This is a genomic window from Treponema maltophilum ATCC 51939 (assembly GCF_000413055.1).
Lineage (GTDB): Bacteria > Spirochaetota > Spirochaetia > Treponematales > Treponemataceae > Treponema_C > Treponema_C maltophilum.
Genome location: NZ_KE332518.1, coordinates 682943 through 703479 on the forward strand (window position 1 = coordinate 682943; position 20537 = coordinate 703479).

The window sequence follows — 20537 nt, forward strand, 5'->3', positions numbered from 1 at the left end:
GGATACAATTCTATGAAAAAACTTCAAAAAATCGTTTTTTCCGCTTTTCTTTTTATGAGCTTTGCAGCTTTTGCTCAAGAAGAAGGCGCCGCGTATTATCCCGCGCTGAAAAGTTCGAAAGATATTATCGTAATGGAAACCTCGTTCGACGTATATTTCGACATTTTGTTCAATACGCTCGCGGGCAATGAAAATCTGAAACCTGCATGTCGTCTTGCCGTTCCTTCAAATTGGAACAAAGCCTATTCCGAATTTAAAGGCGAAGAAACCGCCTTCGGCTGCGCATCATATCGGCTTGTGCTGAAGGGCTTAAAGTCGAATTGCCGTTACGCTTTTTATATTAAATCCACGCCGTCGTCTTCGTGCGCCGTATATGTCGACGGAAAACTGCTTGCCTCAAGCGGTACGGTTTCCGATGCCGCCGAAAAGTTCCGCCCGGCATATGAGCCCGTATATGCCGATTTTACTTCATCGCACACGGGCGAAGCCGAACTGGTCGTTCAGGTAGCGAATTTCGTGTATCGTAAGGGCGGCATATGGCTTCCCTTTTATTTCGGCGAGCAGGACGCGCTGTACCGCTACTATAATACGGAAGCGGGCATTATCGCTTTTGTGTGCTCCATGCTGTTGTTTTTGTGCATAGTATGTTTTACGATTTTTGCGCTGAACATAAAAAAGCGCAGTCCCTTGTACCTCGGCCTTTTTTTGCTCTCCCTGCTTTTGCGTATGGGCATAACCGGATTCAATATACTTCCGTTGGTGTTTAAGAATTTTCCGTATAGCGTTTTATTCAAAATGGAATATTCGGTTTTGTGGATCGGGCCGCCCGCATTTTTGTTCTTTTTGTATTCGATGTTCAAGTGGATGACCAAGTACCGGCGCTTAACCTATGCATACGGTATTCTTGAAGCCGTACTCGGTTTGCTGACCGTCTGTTTGCCGATTTCGATTGTAAATAAGTTGGTGCCGGTCTTTGAAATTGCGACGATCATCGGAGCCGTTTTTTGCATCGTCATTCTTATTGCGGGATTTTTTAAAAGAGAAAAACATATCGCCATGTATTCGCTGTCCGTGCTTGTCGTCGCACTCGCGCTTTTACACGAAATTATGTACCTCGCAGTACACGGCGCGATTATATACAGCTATATTCCTTTGGCGGTTTTAATACTTGCCGTCGTTCAGTTCTTTACCCTTGCCGCGCAGGAAACCGAACTGTTTTCAGACCGCGTCGTACTCATACATAAATTAAAAAAACTCAACGACGCGTACATACGCTTTGTTCCGCGCGAGTTTTTGGATATGCTGAATAAGCGCGACATCACCGACGTTGCATTGGGCGATTATGTTCAAAAAGATATGGGCATTTTATTTGCACAGATTTACGTACGCGCGGGCAGCCAAGATATCACGCTGGAAGAAGAGTACGATATTTTCAGTACGTTTTCGATGGTCGTGTCTTTGCTTATGCCGCAATACGGCGGCTTTGTAAGCAAATTTTTAAGCCGCGGCCTTATTGCGCTGTTCCCCGACGGAACGCAAAGCGTAATCAACTGCTGCTTTGAGATACAGGAACGAATCGATAAACTCAACGAGATCCGCCGCTCGGCCGGCCGTCCGCCCGTTTTTGTGGCGATGGGCATTCACTACGGAAAAATGATTTTGGGAACCATCGGAGAAATTTCCCGCTTGGACGATACGGTTATATCCGATGCGGTAAATACGGCTGCGCGTATCGAAAGCGTGTCCGAAACCCTGCATTATCCGGTGCTCGCGTCTTTGGAAGCGATCGAAAAGTCGAATTTGGCTGAGAGCGCCGATATCGCGCTTGTTCCGCTGGGAAACATTCACGTAAAGGGCAGGATAAAATTGGTTTTGCTTTTTAACTGTTTGCCGCTCGAACGATTTCGAAAAAACTCGAAACGGGCGACAGCGCCGGCGTATCGCTTGAAAAAAAGGGGCCTGTTGTACATGAAAGTGTTTAAAAGCCGACTTATTTTTTTATTTTATTTATGCGCCGCCGCAGCTTTATCCGCCGCGTCCGTTCACGATACGGCGGTTTTATCGGCGGGAAGAATATTTGTTTCGCGTCCGGAAAAACTCGCTTCAGCTTCGATAAAACTGCCCGGTTTGTGGGAATTTTATTGGAACGAATTTATCGATCCGGCACTTTTTTATTCCGGCAATGCTTCCGAACCTTCAAAACCTTCCGCCTCAAAGCCCGAACCCTATGCCCTCGTTAAAGTGCCTTCCGTATGGAACGATATTATCGGCGAGCGCGAAGCGAAATGGGGCAAGGGATCCGCAACCTATCACATCAGGATCGAAAACCTTAAGCCGAATTTCCGTTACGCTATGTACATGTTCGATCGGATAGGAACCGCGGGCAATTTATACTGCAACGGAAAGCTTGCCTTTTCGCAGGGCACACCTTCGGTAAACTATAAAGAAACGCGCTCCCGCCGCTCCATGGATATCGCCGTGCTCGAATCGGATGCGGACGGCATTGTCGACTTGGTTTTTCATTGTTCAAACTACGTGTACCGTATCGGCGGTTTGTGGAGCAGCCTTTCATTTGCCGAAGAAGGTTTTATCCGCCACCGGTTTACGATTAATTTGAATTATAACTTTTTTTACGCCGGCGCTTTGCTGAGCATAATGCTGTATCACTTGTTTTTATTTTTGTTCCGAAAATACGATTGGCCGAGTTTTTATTTTGCGTTTTTCGCTTTTACGGTTTTTTTACGCAGCATTTCCGACGATTTTTCGCTTTTGCTGTTGTATGTTCCGGCCATACCGTATGCGCTCGATTTGAAAATCAGCTATACCGCCGTTTTTGCCGCTCCGGTATTTTTTATGCTGCATTTGATGTCTTTATACAGTACCGATTTGAAAACGGGAACAAAAAAGGCCGTTGCGGCAAAAATCGTTGTCATCATCGGTGCGGCTATCGGGCTTGCCATGTGGCTGTCCCCGATCGCTATAGCGAATTACCTGGTGATTCCCTGCCTTGTCTATTTGTTTGCAAGCATTATCGTGATTTTAGTTATGATTTTTTCCGAACTGCGCCAAAGCAGCGTGGAAATCATTGTTTTAAGCATGCTCGGCGTTGCGGTTATTTCGTTTGCCGCCATATATGATACGATTATTACGCAGCTTTCGCGCGGCACCTATGCAAACGTGCATCTTTTATCGTATGCGTTTATTTTGTTCGTATTGTTTCAGTCCCTTATTGCCGCAATCCGGCACGAACAGGCCGCTTCTTCGATAGAAGTGCTGTCGGAAAGTTTGCAAAAAACAAACCTGTCGTATATGCGCTTTGTTCCGCAGGAATTTTTGCACCTTTTGGAAAAAGGCAATATTACCGACGTCGAAATGGGAAATTACACGACGCGCAATGTAACGCTTTTGTGCGCGGACATACGCAATTTTACCCCGATATCGGAACAGCTCGGCGGCAAAGAAGTGTTCGATTTGCTCAACGCCTGTTTTACGAATATTGCTCCGCTTATCCGCACATACGGCGGATTTATCGAAAAATATTTGGGCGACTGCATCATTGCGATTTTTCCCGACAATACGTCGAATATCTTTCAGTGCGCAATCGAAATGCAGCAAAAAATGCAGTATTTAAAAACGGGCAAGCCCATTACGCTGCGCATCGGAATCGGCATTCACTACGGAAAGGTTATTTTGGGAACAACCGGTTCGGCCGAGCGTTTGTCGCAGGTTGCCGTGTCGGAAGCGGTCGATACGGTTATGCGTTTGGAATCTTTAACGAAAACCTACGGAAAAGAAATTCTCGTGTCCGGTTCTGCGCTGAATCATGCCGGCACGGCGCGCTCGAAAGAAGGATTTAAATTCGTCAAAATCGATACGAAAAGCTTAAAAAAGCCTTTAAAAGACGAACTCTTTTCGCTCGAAATTCCCGAAACTTTCGACATGTAACCGATTATGAGCGAAGCGAATTGCCTGAACACTCTCTTGCTCACGCGTGCTGTCATTCCATCTCGAAGGCGCCTGTGTACAATTCGTAGTAGGTACCTTTTTGTGCAATCAATTCGTCGTGGCTGCCCCTCTCGATAATCCTGCCGCGGTCCAGCACGATGATGTGGTCGGAATTGCGGACGGTTGAAAGCCGGTGCGCAATGACGAAGGTTGTCCGTCCGGCCATCAATTTATCCATTCCGTCCTGCACCAAAGCTTCGGTCCGCGTATCGATCGAAGAAGTCGCTTCGTCGAGAATCATAACCGGCGGATCGGACACTGCCGCACGGGCAATGGAAAGAAGCTGGCGCTGGCCCTGCGATAAGCCGCTTCCGCCGTTTTTCAGCATCGTGTCGTAGGATTGCGGCAGCATGCGGATAAAGGCGTCCGCATTCGCGAGTTTTGCCGCTTCGATGCACTGTTCGTCCGTTGCTTCGGGGTTGCCGTATCGGATGTTTTCCATAACGGTGCCCGTAAATAAATTGACGTCCTGCAATACAACGCCCAAAGAGCGGCGCAATGCGTCTTTTTTTATTTTATTGATATTGATGCCGTCGTAGCGTATTTTTCCGTCGTCGATGTCGTAAAAGCGGTTTAAAAGATTCGTGATGGTCGTTTTGCCCGCACCCGTTTCGCCGACAAAGGCGATCTTTTGTCCGGGCTCGGCAAAGAGCGTAATGTCGTACAAAACCTGCTTGCCGCTCACGTACGAAAAATCCACATGATCCAAAACGACGCGGCCTTCAAGTTTTGTAAAGGTAAGGCTTCCGTCGCCGTGCGGATGTTTCCACGCCCAAAGACCTGTGCGGTTTTCGCTTTCGGTTAAAACGCCGTTTTCTTCGCGCGCGTTGACCAGCGTTACGTAGCCGTTGTCTTTTTCGCTTTCTTCATCCAAAAAGCTGAAAATACGCGCGGCTCCGGCAAGCGCGGTAACGATCGAATTGAATTGATTGGCGATTTGCGAAATGGGGTTTGTAAAATTCCGCGACATGGTAAGGAAGGATGCGATCATGCCGAGCGTCATTACGTTTATGCCGAAAATGCCGAGATTGGGAATGTGCGCTATGGCCATGTATGCGCCGAGTACGGCGATAATCACATACTGCACATAACCCAAGGCGTTCATCATCGGCATCATCGTGTTGGCGTATCCGTTGGCGCTTCCGGCATTTTGTTTCCATGTATCGTTTTTTTCGCGCATTTCTTTTATTGCCGGTTTTTCGCGGCAAAAAACTTTAATGACTTTTTGTCCGTGTATCATTTCTTCGACATAACTTTCAAGTTTTGCCAAAGATTCCTGCTGCTTCATAAAATAACCGGCGCTTTTTCCCGCAATCAATTTGATTGCCTTCAAGATAAAAAATAAGGCAGCGCAGACAAGGATTGTGAGCCATACGCTGATGTACAGCATGCAGCAAAAAACCGTTATAATCGTAAAAACCGACGAAATAAGCTGTGCCATCGACTGCGCAATCATTTGCCTGAGCGTGTCCGTATCGTTTGTGTACAAGCTCATAATGTCGCCGTGGGTATGGGTATCGAAATAGCGCACGGGAAGGTACTGCATTTTTGTAAACATTTCGTCGCGGATTTTTTTCAGCGTTCCCTGGGCGATCGTTACCATCGTGCGGCTGTACACCAAAGAAGAACACACGCCTGCAAGGTACACCGCGCCGACGGCCGCAAGTGCGCGCAGGAGTCCCGTAAATACGGGATTTTCGGCTTTTAAAAGCGGCGCAATGTAGCCGTCGATGAGCGTCTTCAAAAACATAGAAGACGCCGCACTCGCAACGGCGCTGAGCAGGATGCATATCGTTACGAGAACGAGACGCCCTTTATACGCTTTCATGTACGAAAGCAGCCGTTTTAACGCGGCCGGATTAAAATGCTGTTTTTCGCGTTCATTCATTGTCTTCGCTTCCTTTTTGCTGGGACAGGTATACATCGCGGTAAATATCGCTTTTTGCGAGCAATTCTTCGTGCGTTCCGGCCGCACTGATTTTTCCCTCGTCCATTACGAGGATCATATCCGCGTGCTGCACCGAACTTACGCGCTGCGCGATAATGATTTTCGTCGTGCCGGGAATAGCGTCGGCCAAAGCCTGCCGGATGCGGGCATCGGTTTTCGTATCGACCGCGCTCGTTGAATCGTCGAGAATCAGAATTTTCGGTTTTTTGAGCAAAGCGCGCGCAATGCACAGCCGCTGTTTTTGCCCGCCCGAAACGTTGGCGCCGCCCTGTTCGATGTGCGTATCGTAGCCGTCGCTCATCGCGCGGATAAACTCGTCGGCGCACGATGCGCGGCACGCGCTTTCCAATTCTTCGTCACTTGCGTTTTCGTTGCCCCAGCGCAGGTTTTCTTTAATCGTGCCGGAAAACAATTCGTTTTTTTGCAACACCATCGCAACCGCGCCGCGCAAAGCGTTCAAATCGTAGGAGCGTACGTTTTTGCCGCCGACGTACAAAGCGCCTTCGCTCACGTCGTATAAGCGCGGAATCAGCTGAACAAGGGTTGTTTTTGCCGAACCCGTTCCGCCGATAATGCCGACGGTTTGTCCCGATTCTATCGTAAAATCGATGTCCTTTAAAACATTTTCGTCGGCCTTTCGGTTGTACCTGAACGATACGTGGTCGAAGCGGATGCTTCCGTCCGCAACTTCCGTAACCGGATTTTCGGGGCTTGTGATATCGGCTTTTTCATTTAAAATTTCGACAATGCGCGACGCGGAAGACCCGGAAATCGTAATCATCGCAAAAACCATGGAAAGCATCATCAAGCTCATTAAAATCTGAATGGAATAAGTGATGAGGGCCGTCAGTTCGCCGGTGGTCAGCCCGAGCGATGCGTCGTTCCCGCTTGCGACAATCGCCTTTGCGCCGATCCACGAAATGAGAATCATACAAACGTACATGCACAGCTGCATGAGCGGAGAGGTAAAGCTGATGAAGCGTTCGCCCTTTGAAAACAGCTCGTAGATTGTTTTCGATACCGCTTTGAATTTGCGTGTTTCGTATGTTTCCTGATTGAAGGTTTTTACGACGCGGATTCCTTTTATGTTTTCCTGAACGATGTTGTTCAATTCGTCATAGCTACGGAACACTGTGCGGAAAACGGGAATTACCGCGCGGATAATCAAACCCAAAAGCAGGGCAAGTACCGGAATCACGGCAAGGAATATAAGCGAGATTTCTTTGTTGATGCTGAAGGATACGCACATCGAAAAAATCATCATAACCGGCCCGCGTATTGCAAGCCGTATGAGCATTTGGTATGCGTTTTGCAGATTGGTTACGTCGGTCGTAAGCCGCGTTACGATTGAAGCCGAAGAAAATTTATCGATATTCGAAAACGCGAAGGTTTGCACGTTGTCGTACATATCCTGCCTGAGGTTTGCGGCAAAGCCCGCGGCGGCTTTTGCGCCGATGCGCGCGGCGCCGATTCCCGTCGTAAGCTGCAAGAGCGCAAATATGAACAGCGCGGCACCGTAAGTCCACACCTTTGCCATGGTTCCCGTATCGATGCCGTAATCGATTAAGCCGGACATGCACAGCGGAATAACGATTTCAAAAACCACTTCCGAAGCCGATAAAATAATTGTAATCAAAGAGCCTTTTTTGTGTTCGCGCAGACTTTTTATAAGCGTTTTAATCATGCGGTTTCCTTATAAAAAAAGGACTGTCAAAAGCGTGGGCTTTGAAAACAGTCCTTTTGCCGGGAACCGGAATCGAACCGGCACGGCGTTTAAATTGCCGAGGGATTTTAAGTCCCTTGTGTCTACCTATTCCACCATCCCGGCGGATTTTTTTGTTTTATAAGCGTATACATACTATCAGAAAAAGCGAAGTGTTGTCAATGCGGTAAAAAAATGATGAATACGGCAAAACCTTTGCCCGCATGCGGATATGCAATCCTAATCCCGATTTTCGTTCTTGTCGACACCGGCTTTTATTTATTCACCGTTATACCGATTACCGAATTATACCGCATTTGCTGCGTCCCCTGTTCTTTTTACGCTTTTTTTTGTATACTATACGCATTATGGCGGAATTACTTGCTCCTGCGGGAAACACGGAAGCATTGGACGCGGCGATAGGCGAGGGCGCCGACGCGGTTTATTTGGGACTCAAAAGTTTTAACGCGCGGCTTCGCTCTTCCAATTTTGCATGGAATCAATTCGAATCGGCGGTGCAGGCCGTTCACAAACTCGGTAAAAAAATATACGTAACGGTCAATACCGTGGTCGAAGAAAGCGAAACGGAGCGTTTGTACCGCTTTTTGTCGTATTTGGACAAGATCGGCCCCGATGCGATCCTCGTACAGGATTTCGGCGTTGTGCGCATGGTGCAGGAATTTTTCCCGCGCTTGGTGATGCACGCTTCTACGCAGATGAACGCTTCGAGCGCGGCCGCGGTAAACCTGCTGAGCAAAGAAGGTATAAAGCGCGTCGTTCTTGCGCGCGAACTGCAGGGCGAAGAAATCCGCAGCATACGGCACAATACCGCTTCCGAATTGGAAGTGTTCGTTCACGGCGCGCTGTGCGTCAGCGAATCGGGGCTGTGCCTGTTTTCCAGCTATTTGGGCGGAAAGTCGGCGAACCGCGGCATGTGTACGCAGGCATGCCGGCGCTATTACGAAACCGAATCGGGCGCGGGCGCAAAAGAAAAGGGCTATTATTTTTCGCCGAACGATTTGCAGCTTATCGACCGCATTCCCTTCCTCGCGGAAACCGGCGTCGATTCTTTTAAAATCGAAGGCAGGATGAAAAGCGCCGAATATGTCGGAAGCGTTACGGCCGCCTACCGCTATGTGCTTGATCATTGGCGGGAAGACAAAGAAGGCGCCGTAGCAGCCGGCAAGCGCATGCTTGCAACGGATTTTGCCCGCGCAAAAACGCACTTTTTATTCGACGGCGCCGACTCTTCAAAATTCCTTAACCCGGATCAGGCGGGCGGCACCGGAATTTATTTAGGCAAGATAGACGCCGTGCGCACGGAAAAGGCTGCAGAACCTTCCGCCAAAGCCGAGTTATCCGGCGCAGCTGATGCAGGTTCGGACAATGCCGGTGTATCCGCGACAGGTTTAAGCGGTTCGGCTTTGGCCGGTACCGGTTCGGGCAGCGGCGCCGTACAAAAGTTCGCGCTTTTAAAAGGCGGCTCCTACGACCCCGAATCGGGCGATTCGATCCGCATTCATAAAAAAGACGATTCGGGGCGCGTCAGCTATAAGGTACAAAGCGTCAAAAAATTCGCAAACGCAAAGGACAGGCAGGAATCGTGGATAAGCGTTCCCGCCGATGCTTCGCGCGGAGATTCGGTGTATCTTTTGCAAACCAAATCGATGTCCAAGCGCTATAAACGCGTGCTCGCTTCCGACTTGTCGCAGTTCCGTTTGCAGCCCGGAGGAGAGCGCCTTCCCGTGCTTGATTTGACGCCTTTGCAAAAAGAAACTTTAAGCTTTTTTCCCGAAGGCACGTACATACAGGTGAGCACCGTTTCCGATTTGTATGCCGTTGCCCCCGAACATCCGGTGCGCTTTATTATTGAATTGAATACCGAAACGCGCCGCTCGCTCATCGACAAAAAAGAAGCGCTGCCGTGCGGGAAAAAACAGGTTTTTATTTCGCTCGACCCTTTTTGCCCGCCGAAAACGCAAACCGTTTTGGAAAACGACATCGAAGCGCTGAGCGCTTTAGGCTTTACACAGTGGGTTGTCAACAATCCGGCTCATATCGCGTTGCTCAAAAATAAAAACGTCCGCATAATCGGCGGGTCGTATTTATATACTTTTAACCGCTGGGCCGTATCCTGGCTCGAAAATCAAAATATCGACGCGTTTATCATGAGCTACGAAACGAGCTTGAAAAATCTCGAAGCGATTTTTGAAGGAACCCAGCGCTCACGCATGATGATTTGTCTGTTTTCGTATCCCGCACTGTTCCGCATGCGCTTCACGTTGCCCGAATCGTACGACTTCAGCTGGTTTGCCGATAAAGAAGGCATGATGTTCCGTGCGCTTTCCACTCCCGACGGTTCTTTTGTAATGCCCGAACAGCCGTTTTCGATTATCGACCGCATGCAGCATTTGCGCAAAATCGGCTTTTCGCGCTTTTTAATCGATATGTCGAAAACGGCCGTGCGCAGAGCCGACATAAAAGTTCTTATGCGCGCCTTATACAAGGGCGAAGCGCTGCCGGACACGAGCCGCTTTAACTGGAAAGACGGCTTTTATTCGGCGCTTCCTTTAAAAACCGATACAAAAGGTATAAAGATAAAACGGTAAGCGGATATTTTGCAAACAATTTTTTGCATACGAAATCAAGGGAACCGGCGCCGCCTCAAAAGTTTGCTACTTTAAACTGAAGTTTTTCGACAGCCCCGGTCCCCGCCCTGATTCCGTACCGCCTCTTTTTTAACGCAGCAACGAAGTACGATTTCTAAAAGGTCGAAACCTCTTCATATTCGGGTTCTTTAAGTGCCGCCGCTTCTTTTGCGATTTCTTCCCCGCTTTCATCCTTGCCGTTCGCCGGCTTTTTAAACACCGGCTTAAATTCTATGTGTTCGGCGATAATCGAAACTTTGGCGCGGTTTTTGTCTTCGGCGTCGACCCAACGGCTTTGTTTGAGCCGGCCTACGACGCGCACGCCCCTGCCTTTTGTTGCGTTTTTTATGCTCAATTCGGCCAATTTTCCCCACGCGTCAATGTCGAAAAACGAAATTTCTTTTTCGTAAGTTTCGTCCTGCTTATACGTGCGCATGCACATAACGGAAAAGGAACACACCTTGGTGCCTTTCGCCGTTTCGCGCAAAACCGGTTCTTGGACAATATTGCCTTCAAGAATAATGGAATTAAGTGAATTCATGCTAAACCTCCGCAAATGTTTTCTTTGTTCCGGCCGGATATAAACATGATAGGCGGAGGCGGCAAAAAAAACAGATATTTTTTGTCGATTTTTGAAAAAATTATCCGTTTTTTACGAGCCGAATGATATACAGCGTAACGTACATTTGAAGCGCATCTTTGTCTTTTAACTTTTGCAGTGCCGACGTTTTTAGCAAAATCGCGGCCAGGTTTTGTATGCGCTCAACGGTAAAGTTCGAAGCTTTAAGCGTTCTGATCGTTCTGCGCATATAGTCCCGTATGAGCGAATTGACGTCTTCGGTGAGATTCGCCCGCAGCTGCTTGTCCAAAAGCGGATTCCATTGATTGATATACGAAGCTAATTCCCGATCCAGCGTCGAACCGGGCGGAATCAATGTTTTTTCGGCTTCCTCGGCAGCCGAACGGAATTCTCTGCGCCGCGCGGCCCGTACCGGGTTCCCGAACGATTGATTATCCTGCAGTTCGACAAAGGTCGTTTCGACCGGCGTATCGGCCGGTACCTCCGCAGCGTGCTTTTTGGTTTTTCTGCGCGGGCGCAATACAAGAGCCGCTATCCACGATATGGGCGGCATAGTATACCAAAACGGCAACATAATCTTTGCGTCGGTAACGATTTCCGAGCGCGAAAGCATCAGCAGTTCGCTGTACGGAAGCAGCTTGCCGTCGGCAAACAGATTGAGCGTATTTTTTGATATTTCTTTTGAAATGAGCGTTTCGTAGTAGATGAGCGACAAAAAGTTCGAATGCAAAAGCGCGTACAAAATCGGAGCGCGGGTTAAAAGCTCCTGCTCAAGCCGCTTTTCGAAGGCTTTGCGGTCGTTCATCGCAGGCACGCTGTCGAACTTTTTATACAGCGTAAACCATTCTTTCGTTAAATTGTCCTTTATCGTTTCGCGCGCATCGTTGCACAAGCGTATAATTAACGGAATAACCTTCGACTTTGTTATATAGTAATATTCTCCCGTATGAAGTTTGAATGTGAGCAACTCGGGTAAATTGTTGTCGGAGAACGCCGTTGTCTTTGTATGCAAAAAATCGTTCAAATCCTTTTCGCTGTATTGCCCTAAGAGCCTGCGACCCGTGGAATCCGAAAAGCCCTGAATGCTTTCTTTATTGAAATAGTACGGCGGTTTTTCCAAAAGCTGTTCCAAAATGCGCAAAGCCGCGTCGCGCTGCTGGAGCTGCTGGGATTTATTTTTAAAATAATTGATTGCGATTTCGGTTAAGTAAATGCTTTGCAAAATGCTGATGTCTTCCTGCGTGTAATCCTTTACCTTTTCGTAGTCCTGTCTGATAAAAAAACACAGCTGCCCCCAAAAATAAAACACTTCGCCGGAATTCTTGATCGATTCCATAGCTTCCATCGGGCGCTGGATGAATTGTGTAAAAAAGGATTTAATGGAAATATCTTTTCCCGGATTCGTTACGCGCAGTTTTTTCAAAAAATAATCGTGGTATTCTTCTTTGCGCAGCATTTGCCGAATCTTTGCCATCGCGATATCGAATAAAATATTGACCGATGTTGCCGACGGAAAAAGTATAACCGGCATATCGCGCGGCAGCATAAGACCGTACAATGTCGGCTTTTCTTCCCTTTTTTCGGCAAGCTTTCCCGCTTTTTCGTTTTCCTGCGTTTCGTCGAAAAGACGCGTTAAAAGAGTCGATGCCTGCTGCCGGTCGACGATTTCGAGCGGCGTGTGCGCCGGCAAATCGGTTATAAGCGGGTAGGGGATTGCCGGATTGTTCAGTATTTCCCGGTAGCGGTTTGCGTATTTATCGACAAAAAACGGAATGACGACGATTCCCTTTTGCGGGCTGTCGGCATTTACGATCATAATCGAACGTTCCGTTTCAAGCTTATTTAAATATTTTTGTAAAGAGGATTCGGTATTCTTTAAAAAAATAACCAGTTCCGGTACTTCATGCAAATGCCGCTGCGCATAATACTGCATATAGGTGCAAAATTCGGCGAAGGAAATAAGGGCATGATTTTGGCGCTGAGCAAAAAGCTTCAGCAATGTCAACATATTTACTTTATCGGTCATCAGTTGAATTATACAGTAATATTAAAACTTTGCAATATGCGCCTTTGTTATATGCGCGATTATTTGCATAAATTTCGGATTTTGCTTGTTTCGGTAAAATCAGGTTTCCCATATCTTATTTTTATATTCTCTGCGCCTATAACATAGATGAGAGGTTACCTTCTCAAACTATATTCCGTGGAGGCGCGTATGGATTTTCTTCCCCGTCATAAAAGCGTAGAGGAGCTGACTTTTACCGATGATTTTATGTTCGGCACAATAATGAAAAACAAACCTATTTGTAAAGGCGTGCTTGAACGCTTACTGCATATCAAAGTCGGCAAGATTGAATACCCGTCTTTGCAAAAGACAATAGCCCCGTTTTACGAAAGCAAAGGCATTCGCCTCGACGTTTATGTCGCCGAGCCTTCCCGTGTATTCGATATCGAAATACAGACGTCCGCCCATCCCGACCTTCCAAAGCGCACACGGTACTATCAAAGCCTCATGGACGTAGATTGTTTACTGCGCGGTCAAAGTTATGCGGAACTCAAAGAGAGCTATGTTATCTTTATTTGTACACAGGATCCGTTTGATAAAGGACTTCCCGTATATACCTTTGAAAACACGTGTAGAGAAGAAAGCGGCCTTTCTCTTACAGACAAAACGGCAAAAGTGTTTTATAATGCGAGTGCATACGGTAAAGAAAAAGACGATGAATTGCATGCGCTGCTGCGGTATCTGTGCGAAAAACAGGCAACAAGCAGCTTTACGCAGAATATCGATGCGCTTGTTGAAACGACTAAAAACAATGAAAGGTTTAGGAGTTTGTATATGTCATTGAATATTCATAAAGATGACTTACTCATGGCCGGCGAGAAAATCGGCTTTGAAAAAGGTGTACACAAGGGTGCCTACCAAAAAGCGCTCGAAACAGCGCGTATTTTAAAGCAACTGGGTGACTCTGTCCAAAAAATAATGCAAGTTACCGGTCTCAGCAAACAAGAAGTGGAAACCGTTTAAAAATTAGGCTTTGTACAATCAAAACAAATCGTTTGCGCCTGCTCTTGACGCGCAAAGCCTCATTGCATACTATAAATACGCCGATTAATGCCGGACGGGCTGTCGGCAAAGCGGAGGTGCCATGTTTTCCCGGCGGCTTAAAAATCTGTCTCCCTATGTGCCCGGCGAGCAGCTTACGGATCGCGATTATATAAAACTGAACGCCAACGAAAATCCGTATCCGCCTTGTCCCGACGTGCTGAACGACGCGGCCTCTTTTTTGCGCGAACACGGAGAACGCACGGCGCTGTACCCCGACCCCGAATCGGTCGGTTTGCGGCGCGCAATCGCTTCGATGCTCAACGAATCCGGCGGCGTGTTGAATAAAGCGCAACCGCTTCCGTTCTCCCTTACCGAAGATATGATTTTTTGCGGCAACGGTTCCGACGAAGCGCTGTCGTTCGTTTTTTATGCGTTTTTTGATTCCGATAAACCGCTTTTGGCGCCCGAATATACGTACAGTTTTTATCCCGTCTACGCAGGCTACTACGGCATTCCGCTGCAACGTTTTGCGCTCAAAGACGATTGGTCGATCGATACGGACGCAGTGCTTTCGCTGTTCGAGCAGCCCTGCGGCGGTTTTATATGCGCGAATCCCAATGCGCCGACGGGCATCGCTTTATCGATTGAACAAATCGAAAAGATTCTTCGCGCCGCGGACGGCCGGTTTGCGGTCGTTATCGACGAAGCCTATGCCGATTTTTCCGAAGCGACTGCTTTGCCCTTGCTGCAAACATATAAAAATCTCATAATCGTGCGCACGTTTTCCAAATCGTTTGCCTTTGCCGGTATGCGTTTGGGTTTTTGTGTCGCGCACCCCGACGCAATCGATGCGCTGAAAAAAACAAAAAACAGTTTTAACCATTTTCCTGTCGATGCGCTTACCCAATGCGCCGCTTCTTCGGTGTGCAAAAACTGGCGCTATTATGCCGGCACTTGTTCGCGCATTTGCAGCGAACGGGACGCTTTCAGCCGTATTTTGCAAAAGGCGGGCTGGACGGTATTGCCTTCGCGGACAAATTTCGTTATGGTTAAAAAAGGCGGTCTTGAAGGGAAGGCGCGGCTTTCCGGCGCTCAAGTGTACGAAGCGCTGAAAACTCAAGGCTTTTTGGTGCGCCATTTTGCCGGAAAAGCGACGGACGACTTTGTGCGCATTACGATAGGAACGCAGGAGCACATGCGCTCGCTTGCGGCCGTAATGACAAAATTGTAGCGCTTTTTATGCCGAGTTTGCTTTGCAAACTCGTTTTATTTGAGGGGGAAGGATGCGGTTTCTTGTTTTATCGGATATTCACGGCGATACGGAAAAGCTTGAAAAGCTCGATGACGAATTCGGCCGGGCCGATGCGGTGCTGTTTGCCGGAGATTTTGCGCGTTTGAGCGATCCTTCGAGCGCGCTCGGCGTGCTGAATACGCTGATTGAAAAACACGACAGCTTGTTTTGCGTGCTGGGTAATTGCGATGAAAAAGATTTTTTAACCGAACTTGAAAATCTCGACGTATCGGTGGAAGGCGATTTGGTCCTGCGAGACGGACTTGCCTTCGGCGGTGCGGGCGGCGGTTTGAAATTCACCGGTGATACTCCCTTTGAACGCACGGAAGAAGATTTGGCAGGCGATTTAAGCATTGTCGGCGAAAAGGGCGATTGCGGCAACGTGATTTTGCTGATTCACCATCCGCCCTACGACACAAAGCTCGACGTCGCCGGCGGCGGCCCTCACGTCGGCTCAAAACTCTCTCGCGCCTTTATCGAAAAGCACAAACCCTTGGCCGTTATAAGCGGACATATTCACGAATCGTTTGCGGTCGACAAGCTCGGGCCGACCGTTTTGATGAATCCGGGCGCCGTTGCCGACGGCCGCTACGGTATTTTGGAAGTCGAACATGACGGCAAAACCGATTCGTGGTCGGTTACAAAGGCTGAACTCAAAACGATTCCGGAGAGATAAATAACGACAAATATTATCATCATTACCGGTACTCATTAAGTTTTTAACAAAAATATCAGTACCATTATCTATAAGCCCGTCTGTTAAAGAAAACAGGAAACTACAACCTATAATTCCGGCTATCGAAAACTGAATCGTCAGCGTAGTGTTTTCCCAGTGATCAGGCTTTGCTTAAAGCTTTATATCTTGCAACTTTTGAAGCAACAAAAAAATGAACTTGAGCCGATCCATAACTGGGGCCGGGCCTACGGTGAAATGTGCATAATGTATTCTTGATAAAAAATCAGCAGTATTTTATGTTCAAAAAAGAAACAGTAGCTGTCAGCTGCTTGCGGGATATTCCCGCATTAAACCTTTTTACCGGAACGTGACTGTGGGTTGCGTTCTGAAAGGGATTAAATACATCTATTTTTTTCTGAATCGTATATAACAGTCTTGTGCATCAATACTATTATAGTTCAGTTCCCCATAATATGAAGAAGGGTTATAAATCGTTTCTATTGGAACTTTTTCAAGTTCATGTCGAATAGTAAAAGAACCTTTTTCGTTTAATTCTTTAAGTTCATTATCAGTTTGTGTATATCTTTTTCGAATATCTATAAGAATATTCCAATCTTGACCAAAAATGTACTGATAATGTATTTCGTACTCCAATATTTCTATTTCTGGGGCTTTAGTCAGAATAATCTTAAATTTTGGATAATAGTAATTATTATCAAAAGTTGTTTCATTTTTTACATCACCATCAATAAATTTTGAAAAATCCGGATTTCCATCGCCTTTAATAATCTTATCTCTAGCACACGATGGCATCAAAATTATTAATGCAAAAATAATTATACCAAATAATTTATTTTTCATTGCTGATTTTCCTTTCTGTGATTCTGTCGATATTCAGAACTGTGCTTTTCATTCTCTACTTTTATGATAACCATTCATCTGCCGAAAATTATCATTTTCATTTGCAAAAATATAGTCCATAATATTCTAAACCTAATTTATATCTTTATATAAGATATTCAAATCATTAAAAGTTTTATTGTATTTATCTGTTAATAAATATATTTATAACATATAATCACCGCGGAATATTTCACGGGTTTTGCCTTTAGCGTTTTTCCACAAAATCACTGTTAACTCTCCAAAATCTATTTGTAACCCATAGCTCACGAGATTTAACAATTTGGCAACCGCATATTTCATCTTGTTTTCCTCAATTTAAATCTAGTGCATCATTTGCAGCTTCACGAAGTTCATCTTCTGTAAGAGAGGAATTTTTTCTCGCTTGGTCGCCTTTCGAGATTTTATATTCTCCATTTCAGTATGCCAATCACTTCATTCTTCTTTTGTTAACCTGCGCCCTAATTTATTTTCTATTTCACTTCTTATCTTTCCGGTATGTCCGATCTTCATGCACTTTTTTAGATTTACTATTAATAATACTTTGTTTTACTGTATCTAATAAATTTTTGGCATCATACTAGAGCAGTACTCTTTTGTCAATGTTTTATCTATAGTTATGCAAATCGTTATATTACGGAAAGATACCCTTATTTGCCGCCGACGGCGATGCGGAAGCCAATATAATTGTACGCTTCGCCGGGATTGTACGCGTAGCGGTCGGCGGCGTATAAAAAGGCCGCATAGGGGCTCCAGCTTCCGCCGCGGCATACCCGGTCGTTTCCGTATACGGGACCGGCCGGTCTGTCCGTTTCGTCGGCTTTGTATACGCCGAACCAATCCCAGCAAAACTCGAGCACGTTACCGCTCATGTCGTATATGCCCGAGGCGTTTGCTTTGCCGCTTCCGCTCACGCTTGTCGGGCCGAGCACGCTCCCGGCCGTTGCGACGTTTGCCGTTCCCGGATACAAAAAATACGGCAGGATTATCTGTTCGCCGGATTTTTGCTCGGTGTGTTCAAAAAAGCGCTTGCGCGCTTGTTGTGCGGCTTCCTGCACGCTTTCGGCATCCCATGCGGCGCCGGATACGCGGTTGCCGGCCGTAAAGCTTTGTTTACCCTCTCTTCCCCGTATTTTGCGCGCGGCGTATTCCCATTCGGTTTCGCTCGGAAGACGGAATCCGTCCGCGTTCCAATCGCATTCGGCCAAATCGATTTCGGCGGCGTTCGAAGCGTCGCGCAGCACCTTTCCTTTGTAGGTGTAGCAGGGGCTGCGGTTTTCCAATTCGCTGAACGCATTGCACCATACGATCGCATCGCGCCAGCTGATATTCGTTACCGGCTGATACCGGCCGTCTTCGGACGGTTCGCGGCCGCGCCTTCCCGCCGAACCTTCCTGACCCGGGTTTGGGAACACGTAGCCCAACAGATTTTCGGCTTTGATGCGTACTTCGTACCACAACGAATAAGTTGTTTCGTATTTGTTTATATAAAAAGGTTTTACGCGGCGCTCGGCCGTTACCGACTGGACGTTTTCGCCGATGATAAAACGGTCTCCTTTTTCGGCCATTTTTACGAGCGAAATCATCGTGTTTTTTATGTCGTCGGAAATGCCCTTTTGCCCACCTTCCTGCGCAAAGACAAGCGAAGCGGAACATGCCGCAAAATGCGCACCCGAAAATACGGCGGGAAAAAATACCGCAAAAAGAGCGATAACGCAAGCCGCCCGCACGGCGCGGAATTCCCGCTGAGGCTTTATCGATTTTATCGTTTTCATCGATTTTGTCGTTCGCTCGTTCATCGCCCACTCCTGTTTTTATGTTTTTCTTTGCCGCGGTTTTTCGGATGGTGCGGCGGATCGGGGCGGTCGGAAAGCAATCGCTGCGCAATAAAGCCGGTGAGCAAACACAGCGCACTGATAATAGCCGTTCCCAGCCAGCCCGAATTCGAAAAGGGCAGGGGAACGTTCATGCCGAAAAAACTGACGATAAAGGTCGGAACCATAAAAATGAGCGAAATAACGGTTAAGCGCTTCATGACGATGTTCAGGTTGTTTGAGATAACCGAAGCGAACGCATCCATCATGCCCGAAAGAATGTCGCTGTATGTGTCGGCCATTTCGATAGCCTGCCGGTTGTCTATGGCGACGTCTTCGAGCCAATCTTTGTCTTCTTCGTCCAAATTGAGCGTGCGGGTTTTGCTTATTTTTTCGAGCAAAATCTGATTGCTTTTAAGCGAAGTCGTAAAAAACACAAGCGATTTTTCAAGGTTCAAAAGCAAAATCAATTCGTTGTTGCGGATCGAGCGCTCAAGCTGGCTTTGAATTGTCGTGGAGCGCCGGTTTATTTCTTTCAGATAACGCAAAAAGGTGATGTCCGAGCGGCTTAAAATGCGTACGATAAAGGCGGGAAAGTCAGAAAGCGTTAAATCGCGTATGCGGTTTTCGGCTATGTCTTTTAAAACTTCGCAGTCCGTCCAGCAAATGGTGATAACCGTTCCCGGGTACAAAATAATGCCGAGCGGAACCGTAAAATAGCTTATATCGTTGTCGGCGATAAAAACCGGCAAACGCAAAATAATCAGCGTGTAATCGTCTTCGCGTTCAATGCGCGACAATTCATCCTGGTCGAGAATATCGAGAATGTGTTCCTGTTGGATTTTATAATCTTCTTCGAGGATTCTGATGTCTTCGCGGGTTACCGAACGCGCGTCCACCCATTTATTAAGATCGGGCGTAAGTTCATCTTCGGAACGTTGAACGAGTTTTCCTTTTTCCTGCTGCCAAAACGTTATCATGGGCCTGCCCTCCTGTGTACATAGAATAATATAAACGACTACTGCCGGGGTCGGAATCCATACGGCGCCTCCATGTACAATGAGATACAGGTCCACAAACCTGCACCGATTGTAACGTTCCGCAAAAAAAAAATCAATTGTTTTTCCTAAAATACTGTCACAACAAGCTCCTGCCCGCAGGCGAACACTTGACTTATAAGAAAATCTTTTTTATTATAGTTCAGCGAGGAAAGTATATAAATGAAGAAAATCGTTTTCGGCGCGTTTTGCCTGCTGTGTATCGGTGCGCTTGCAAACGCGCAAACACCGATATTGACCGCCGGCGCTTTTTTTAAAACGGTATCCGAAAAATATGCTCAAATACAGGATTATGAAGCCGATATGGCCATAGCGGCCGGCAAAACGCGGATGCAGTCGCGCGTATCGTTTAAGCGCCCCAATTTGCTGCGCATAGATTTTTCAAATCCGGAAACGCAGGTAATCGTGTTTAACGGCGAACAGTTGACCGTCTACCTTCCGGGGCAGCGCTCGATATTGAGCCAGTCCGTAGAATCCGGTCGCCGCGAAAATGCCGCAAATCTTGCGACCCCCGACGGACTTGCTTTAATGCGCAGATATTATTCGATAGCCTACGAATCGGGGCAGGAGCCGGTTGCGCTCGATGAAAGCACCGCCGGGAGCGCATCGGAAGAAAAGGTTGTAAAATTGCTTTTATCGCGTAAAACGCTTTCGGAAGGTTTTCAGACAATAAAACTTGCAATCGATCCTTCAACCCTGCTTATCCGCCGCGTCGAAGCGGTTTCCGCCGTCAGCAGAGAAGTATTCAAATTCGATTTTTCGAATTACGCGCTGAACCAGAATATTCCCGATACGCGCTTTTTGTACGACGCGCCTTCATCCGCCAATACGTATAATAACTTTTTGCTTACGGAATAAAACGGGAG

Annotated in this window: 14 protein-coding genes and 1 tRNA gene; 6 read left to right on the top strand and 9 right to left on the bottom strand. The window is 47.1% G+C overall.

Annotated features, from left to right (window positions below; genetic code table 11):
* Window positions 1–12: 12 nt before the first annotated feature.
* Window positions 13–3945, top strand: a complete 3933-nt coding sequence (locus HMPREF9194_RS03130; protein WP_016524920.1) for an adenylate/guanylate cyclase domain-containing protein — start codon at window positions 13–15, stop codon at window positions 3943–3945.
* Window positions 3946–3997: 52 nt separating this feature from the next.
* Here the strand turns inward: HMPREF9194_RS03130 and HMPREF9194_RS03135 are convergent, their stop codons facing one another.
* The 3 genes from HMPREF9194_RS03135 to HMPREF9194_RS03145 all read right to left on the bottom strand — a co-directional run bounded on the left by HMPREF9194_RS03135 (window position 3998) and on the right by HMPREF9194_RS03145 (window position 7781).
* Window positions 3998–5893 (bottom strand): ABC transporter ATP-binding protein, encoded by a 1896-nt coding sequence (locus HMPREF9194_RS03135; RefSeq protein ID WP_016524921.1) that lies wholly within the window; start codon window positions 5891–5893, stop codon window positions 3998–4000.
* Complete coding sequence (locus HMPREF9194_RS03140; RefSeq protein WP_016524922.1) at window positions 5886–7637, bottom strand: ABC transporter ATP-binding protein; 1752 nt, start codon at window positions 7635–7637, stop codon at window positions 5886–5888. The genes HMPREF9194_RS03135 and HMPREF9194_RS03140 overlap by 8 nt, the downstream gene beginning before the upstream one ends.
* 57 nt (window positions 7638–7694) lie before the next feature.
* Window positions 7695–7781: transfer RNA gene (locus HMPREF9194_RS03145), tRNA-Leu, on the bottom strand.
* A 242-nt stretch (window positions 7782–8023) separates the two neighbouring features.
* Here HMPREF9194_RS03145 and HMPREF9194_RS03150 point away from each other — a divergent pair.
* The gene (locus tag HMPREF9194_RS03150) at window positions 8024–10264 is read left to right on the top strand and encodes a peptidase U32 family protein (RefSeq protein WP_040846534.1); all 2241 of its coding nucleotides are present in this window, start codon (window positions 8024–8026) and stop codon (window positions 10262–10264) included.
* Window positions 10265–10418: 154 nt separating this feature from the next.
* Here HMPREF9194_RS03150 and HMPREF9194_RS03155 read toward each other — a convergent pair whose 3' ends face one another.
* Together HMPREF9194_RS03155 and HMPREF9194_RS03160 are read right to left on the bottom strand one after the other, a co-directional pair.
* Complete coding sequence (locus HMPREF9194_RS03155) at window positions 10419–10844, bottom strand: single-stranded DNA-binding protein (RefSeq protein ID WP_016524924.1); 426 nt, start codon at window positions 10842–10844, stop codon at window positions 10419–10421.
* A 100-nt stretch (window positions 10845–10944) separates the two neighbouring features.
* On the bottom strand, window positions 10945–12909 hold the full coding sequence (locus HMPREF9194_RS03160; protein ID WP_016524925.1) for a hypothetical protein: 1965 nt from the start codon (window positions 12907–12909) through the stop codon (window positions 10945–10947).
* 189 nt (window positions 12910–13098) lie between these two features.
* Between HMPREF9194_RS03160 and HMPREF9194_RS03165 the strand changes: the two genes are divergently transcribed.
* From HMPREF9194_RS03165 to HMPREF9194_RS03175, 3 genes are all read left to right on the top strand, one after another.
* The gene (locus HMPREF9194_RS03165) at window positions 13099–13911 is read left to right on the top strand and encodes an Rpn family recombination-promoting nuclease/putative transposase (protein ID WP_016524926.1); all 813 of its coding nucleotides are present in this window, start codon (window positions 13099–13101) and stop codon (window positions 13909–13911) included.
* Between the two features lie 121 nt (window positions 13912–14032).
* The gene (locus HMPREF9194_RS03170) at window positions 14033–15163 is read left to right on the top strand and encodes a pyridoxal phosphate-dependent aminotransferase (RefSeq protein WP_016524927.1); all 1131 of its coding nucleotides are present in this window, start codon (window positions 14033–14035) and stop codon (window positions 15161–15163) included.
* Between the two features lie 52 nt (window positions 15164–15215).
* Window positions 15216–15899, top strand: a complete 684-nt coding sequence (locus HMPREF9194_RS03175; RefSeq protein WP_016524928.1) for a metallophosphoesterase — start codon at window positions 15216–15218, stop codon at window positions 15897–15899.
* 405 nt (window positions 15900–16304) lie between these two features.
* Here HMPREF9194_RS03175 and HMPREF9194_RS03180 read toward each other — a convergent pair whose 3' ends face one another.
* The 4 genes from HMPREF9194_RS03180 to HMPREF9194_RS03190 all read right to left on the bottom strand — a co-directional run bounded on the left by HMPREF9194_RS03180 (window position 16305) and on the right by HMPREF9194_RS03190 (window position 19593).
* Window positions 16305–16760 carry a hypothetical protein gene (locus HMPREF9194_RS03180; RefSeq protein ID WP_016524929.1) on the bottom strand — a complete coding sequence of 152 codons (456 nt, stop codon included), beginning with the start codon at window positions 16758–16760 and terminating at the stop codon, window positions 16305–16307.
* Window positions 16761–16964: 204 nt separating this feature from the next.
* Entirely contained in the window at window positions 16965–17102 is a 138-nt protein-coding gene (locus HMPREF9194_RS12260; RefSeq protein ID WP_016524930.1) for a hypothetical protein, read from the bottom strand.
* 347 nt (window positions 17103–17449) lie between these two features.
* Window positions 17450–18598 (bottom strand): formylglycine-generating enzyme family protein, encoded by a 1149-nt coding sequence (locus HMPREF9194_RS03185; protein ID WP_016524931.1) that lies wholly within the window; start codon window positions 18596–18598, stop codon window positions 17450–17452.
* Window positions 18595–19593 carry a magnesium transporter CorA family protein gene (locus tag HMPREF9194_RS03190; protein ID WP_016524932.1) on the bottom strand — a complete coding sequence of 333 codons (999 nt, stop codon included), beginning with the start codon at window positions 19591–19593 and terminating at the stop codon, window positions 18595–18597. Before HMPREF9194_RS03190 ends, HMPREF9194_RS03185 begins: the two co-directional genes overlap by 4 nt.
* 240 nt (window positions 19594–19833) lie before the next feature.
* On the opposite strand from HMPREF9194_RS03190, the gene HMPREF9194_RS03195 reads away from it, so the two are divergent.
* Entirely contained in the window at window positions 19834–20529 is a 696-nt protein-coding gene (locus HMPREF9194_RS03195) for a LolA family protein (protein ID WP_016524933.1), read from the top strand.
* Window positions 20530–20537: the final 8 nt, after the last annotated feature.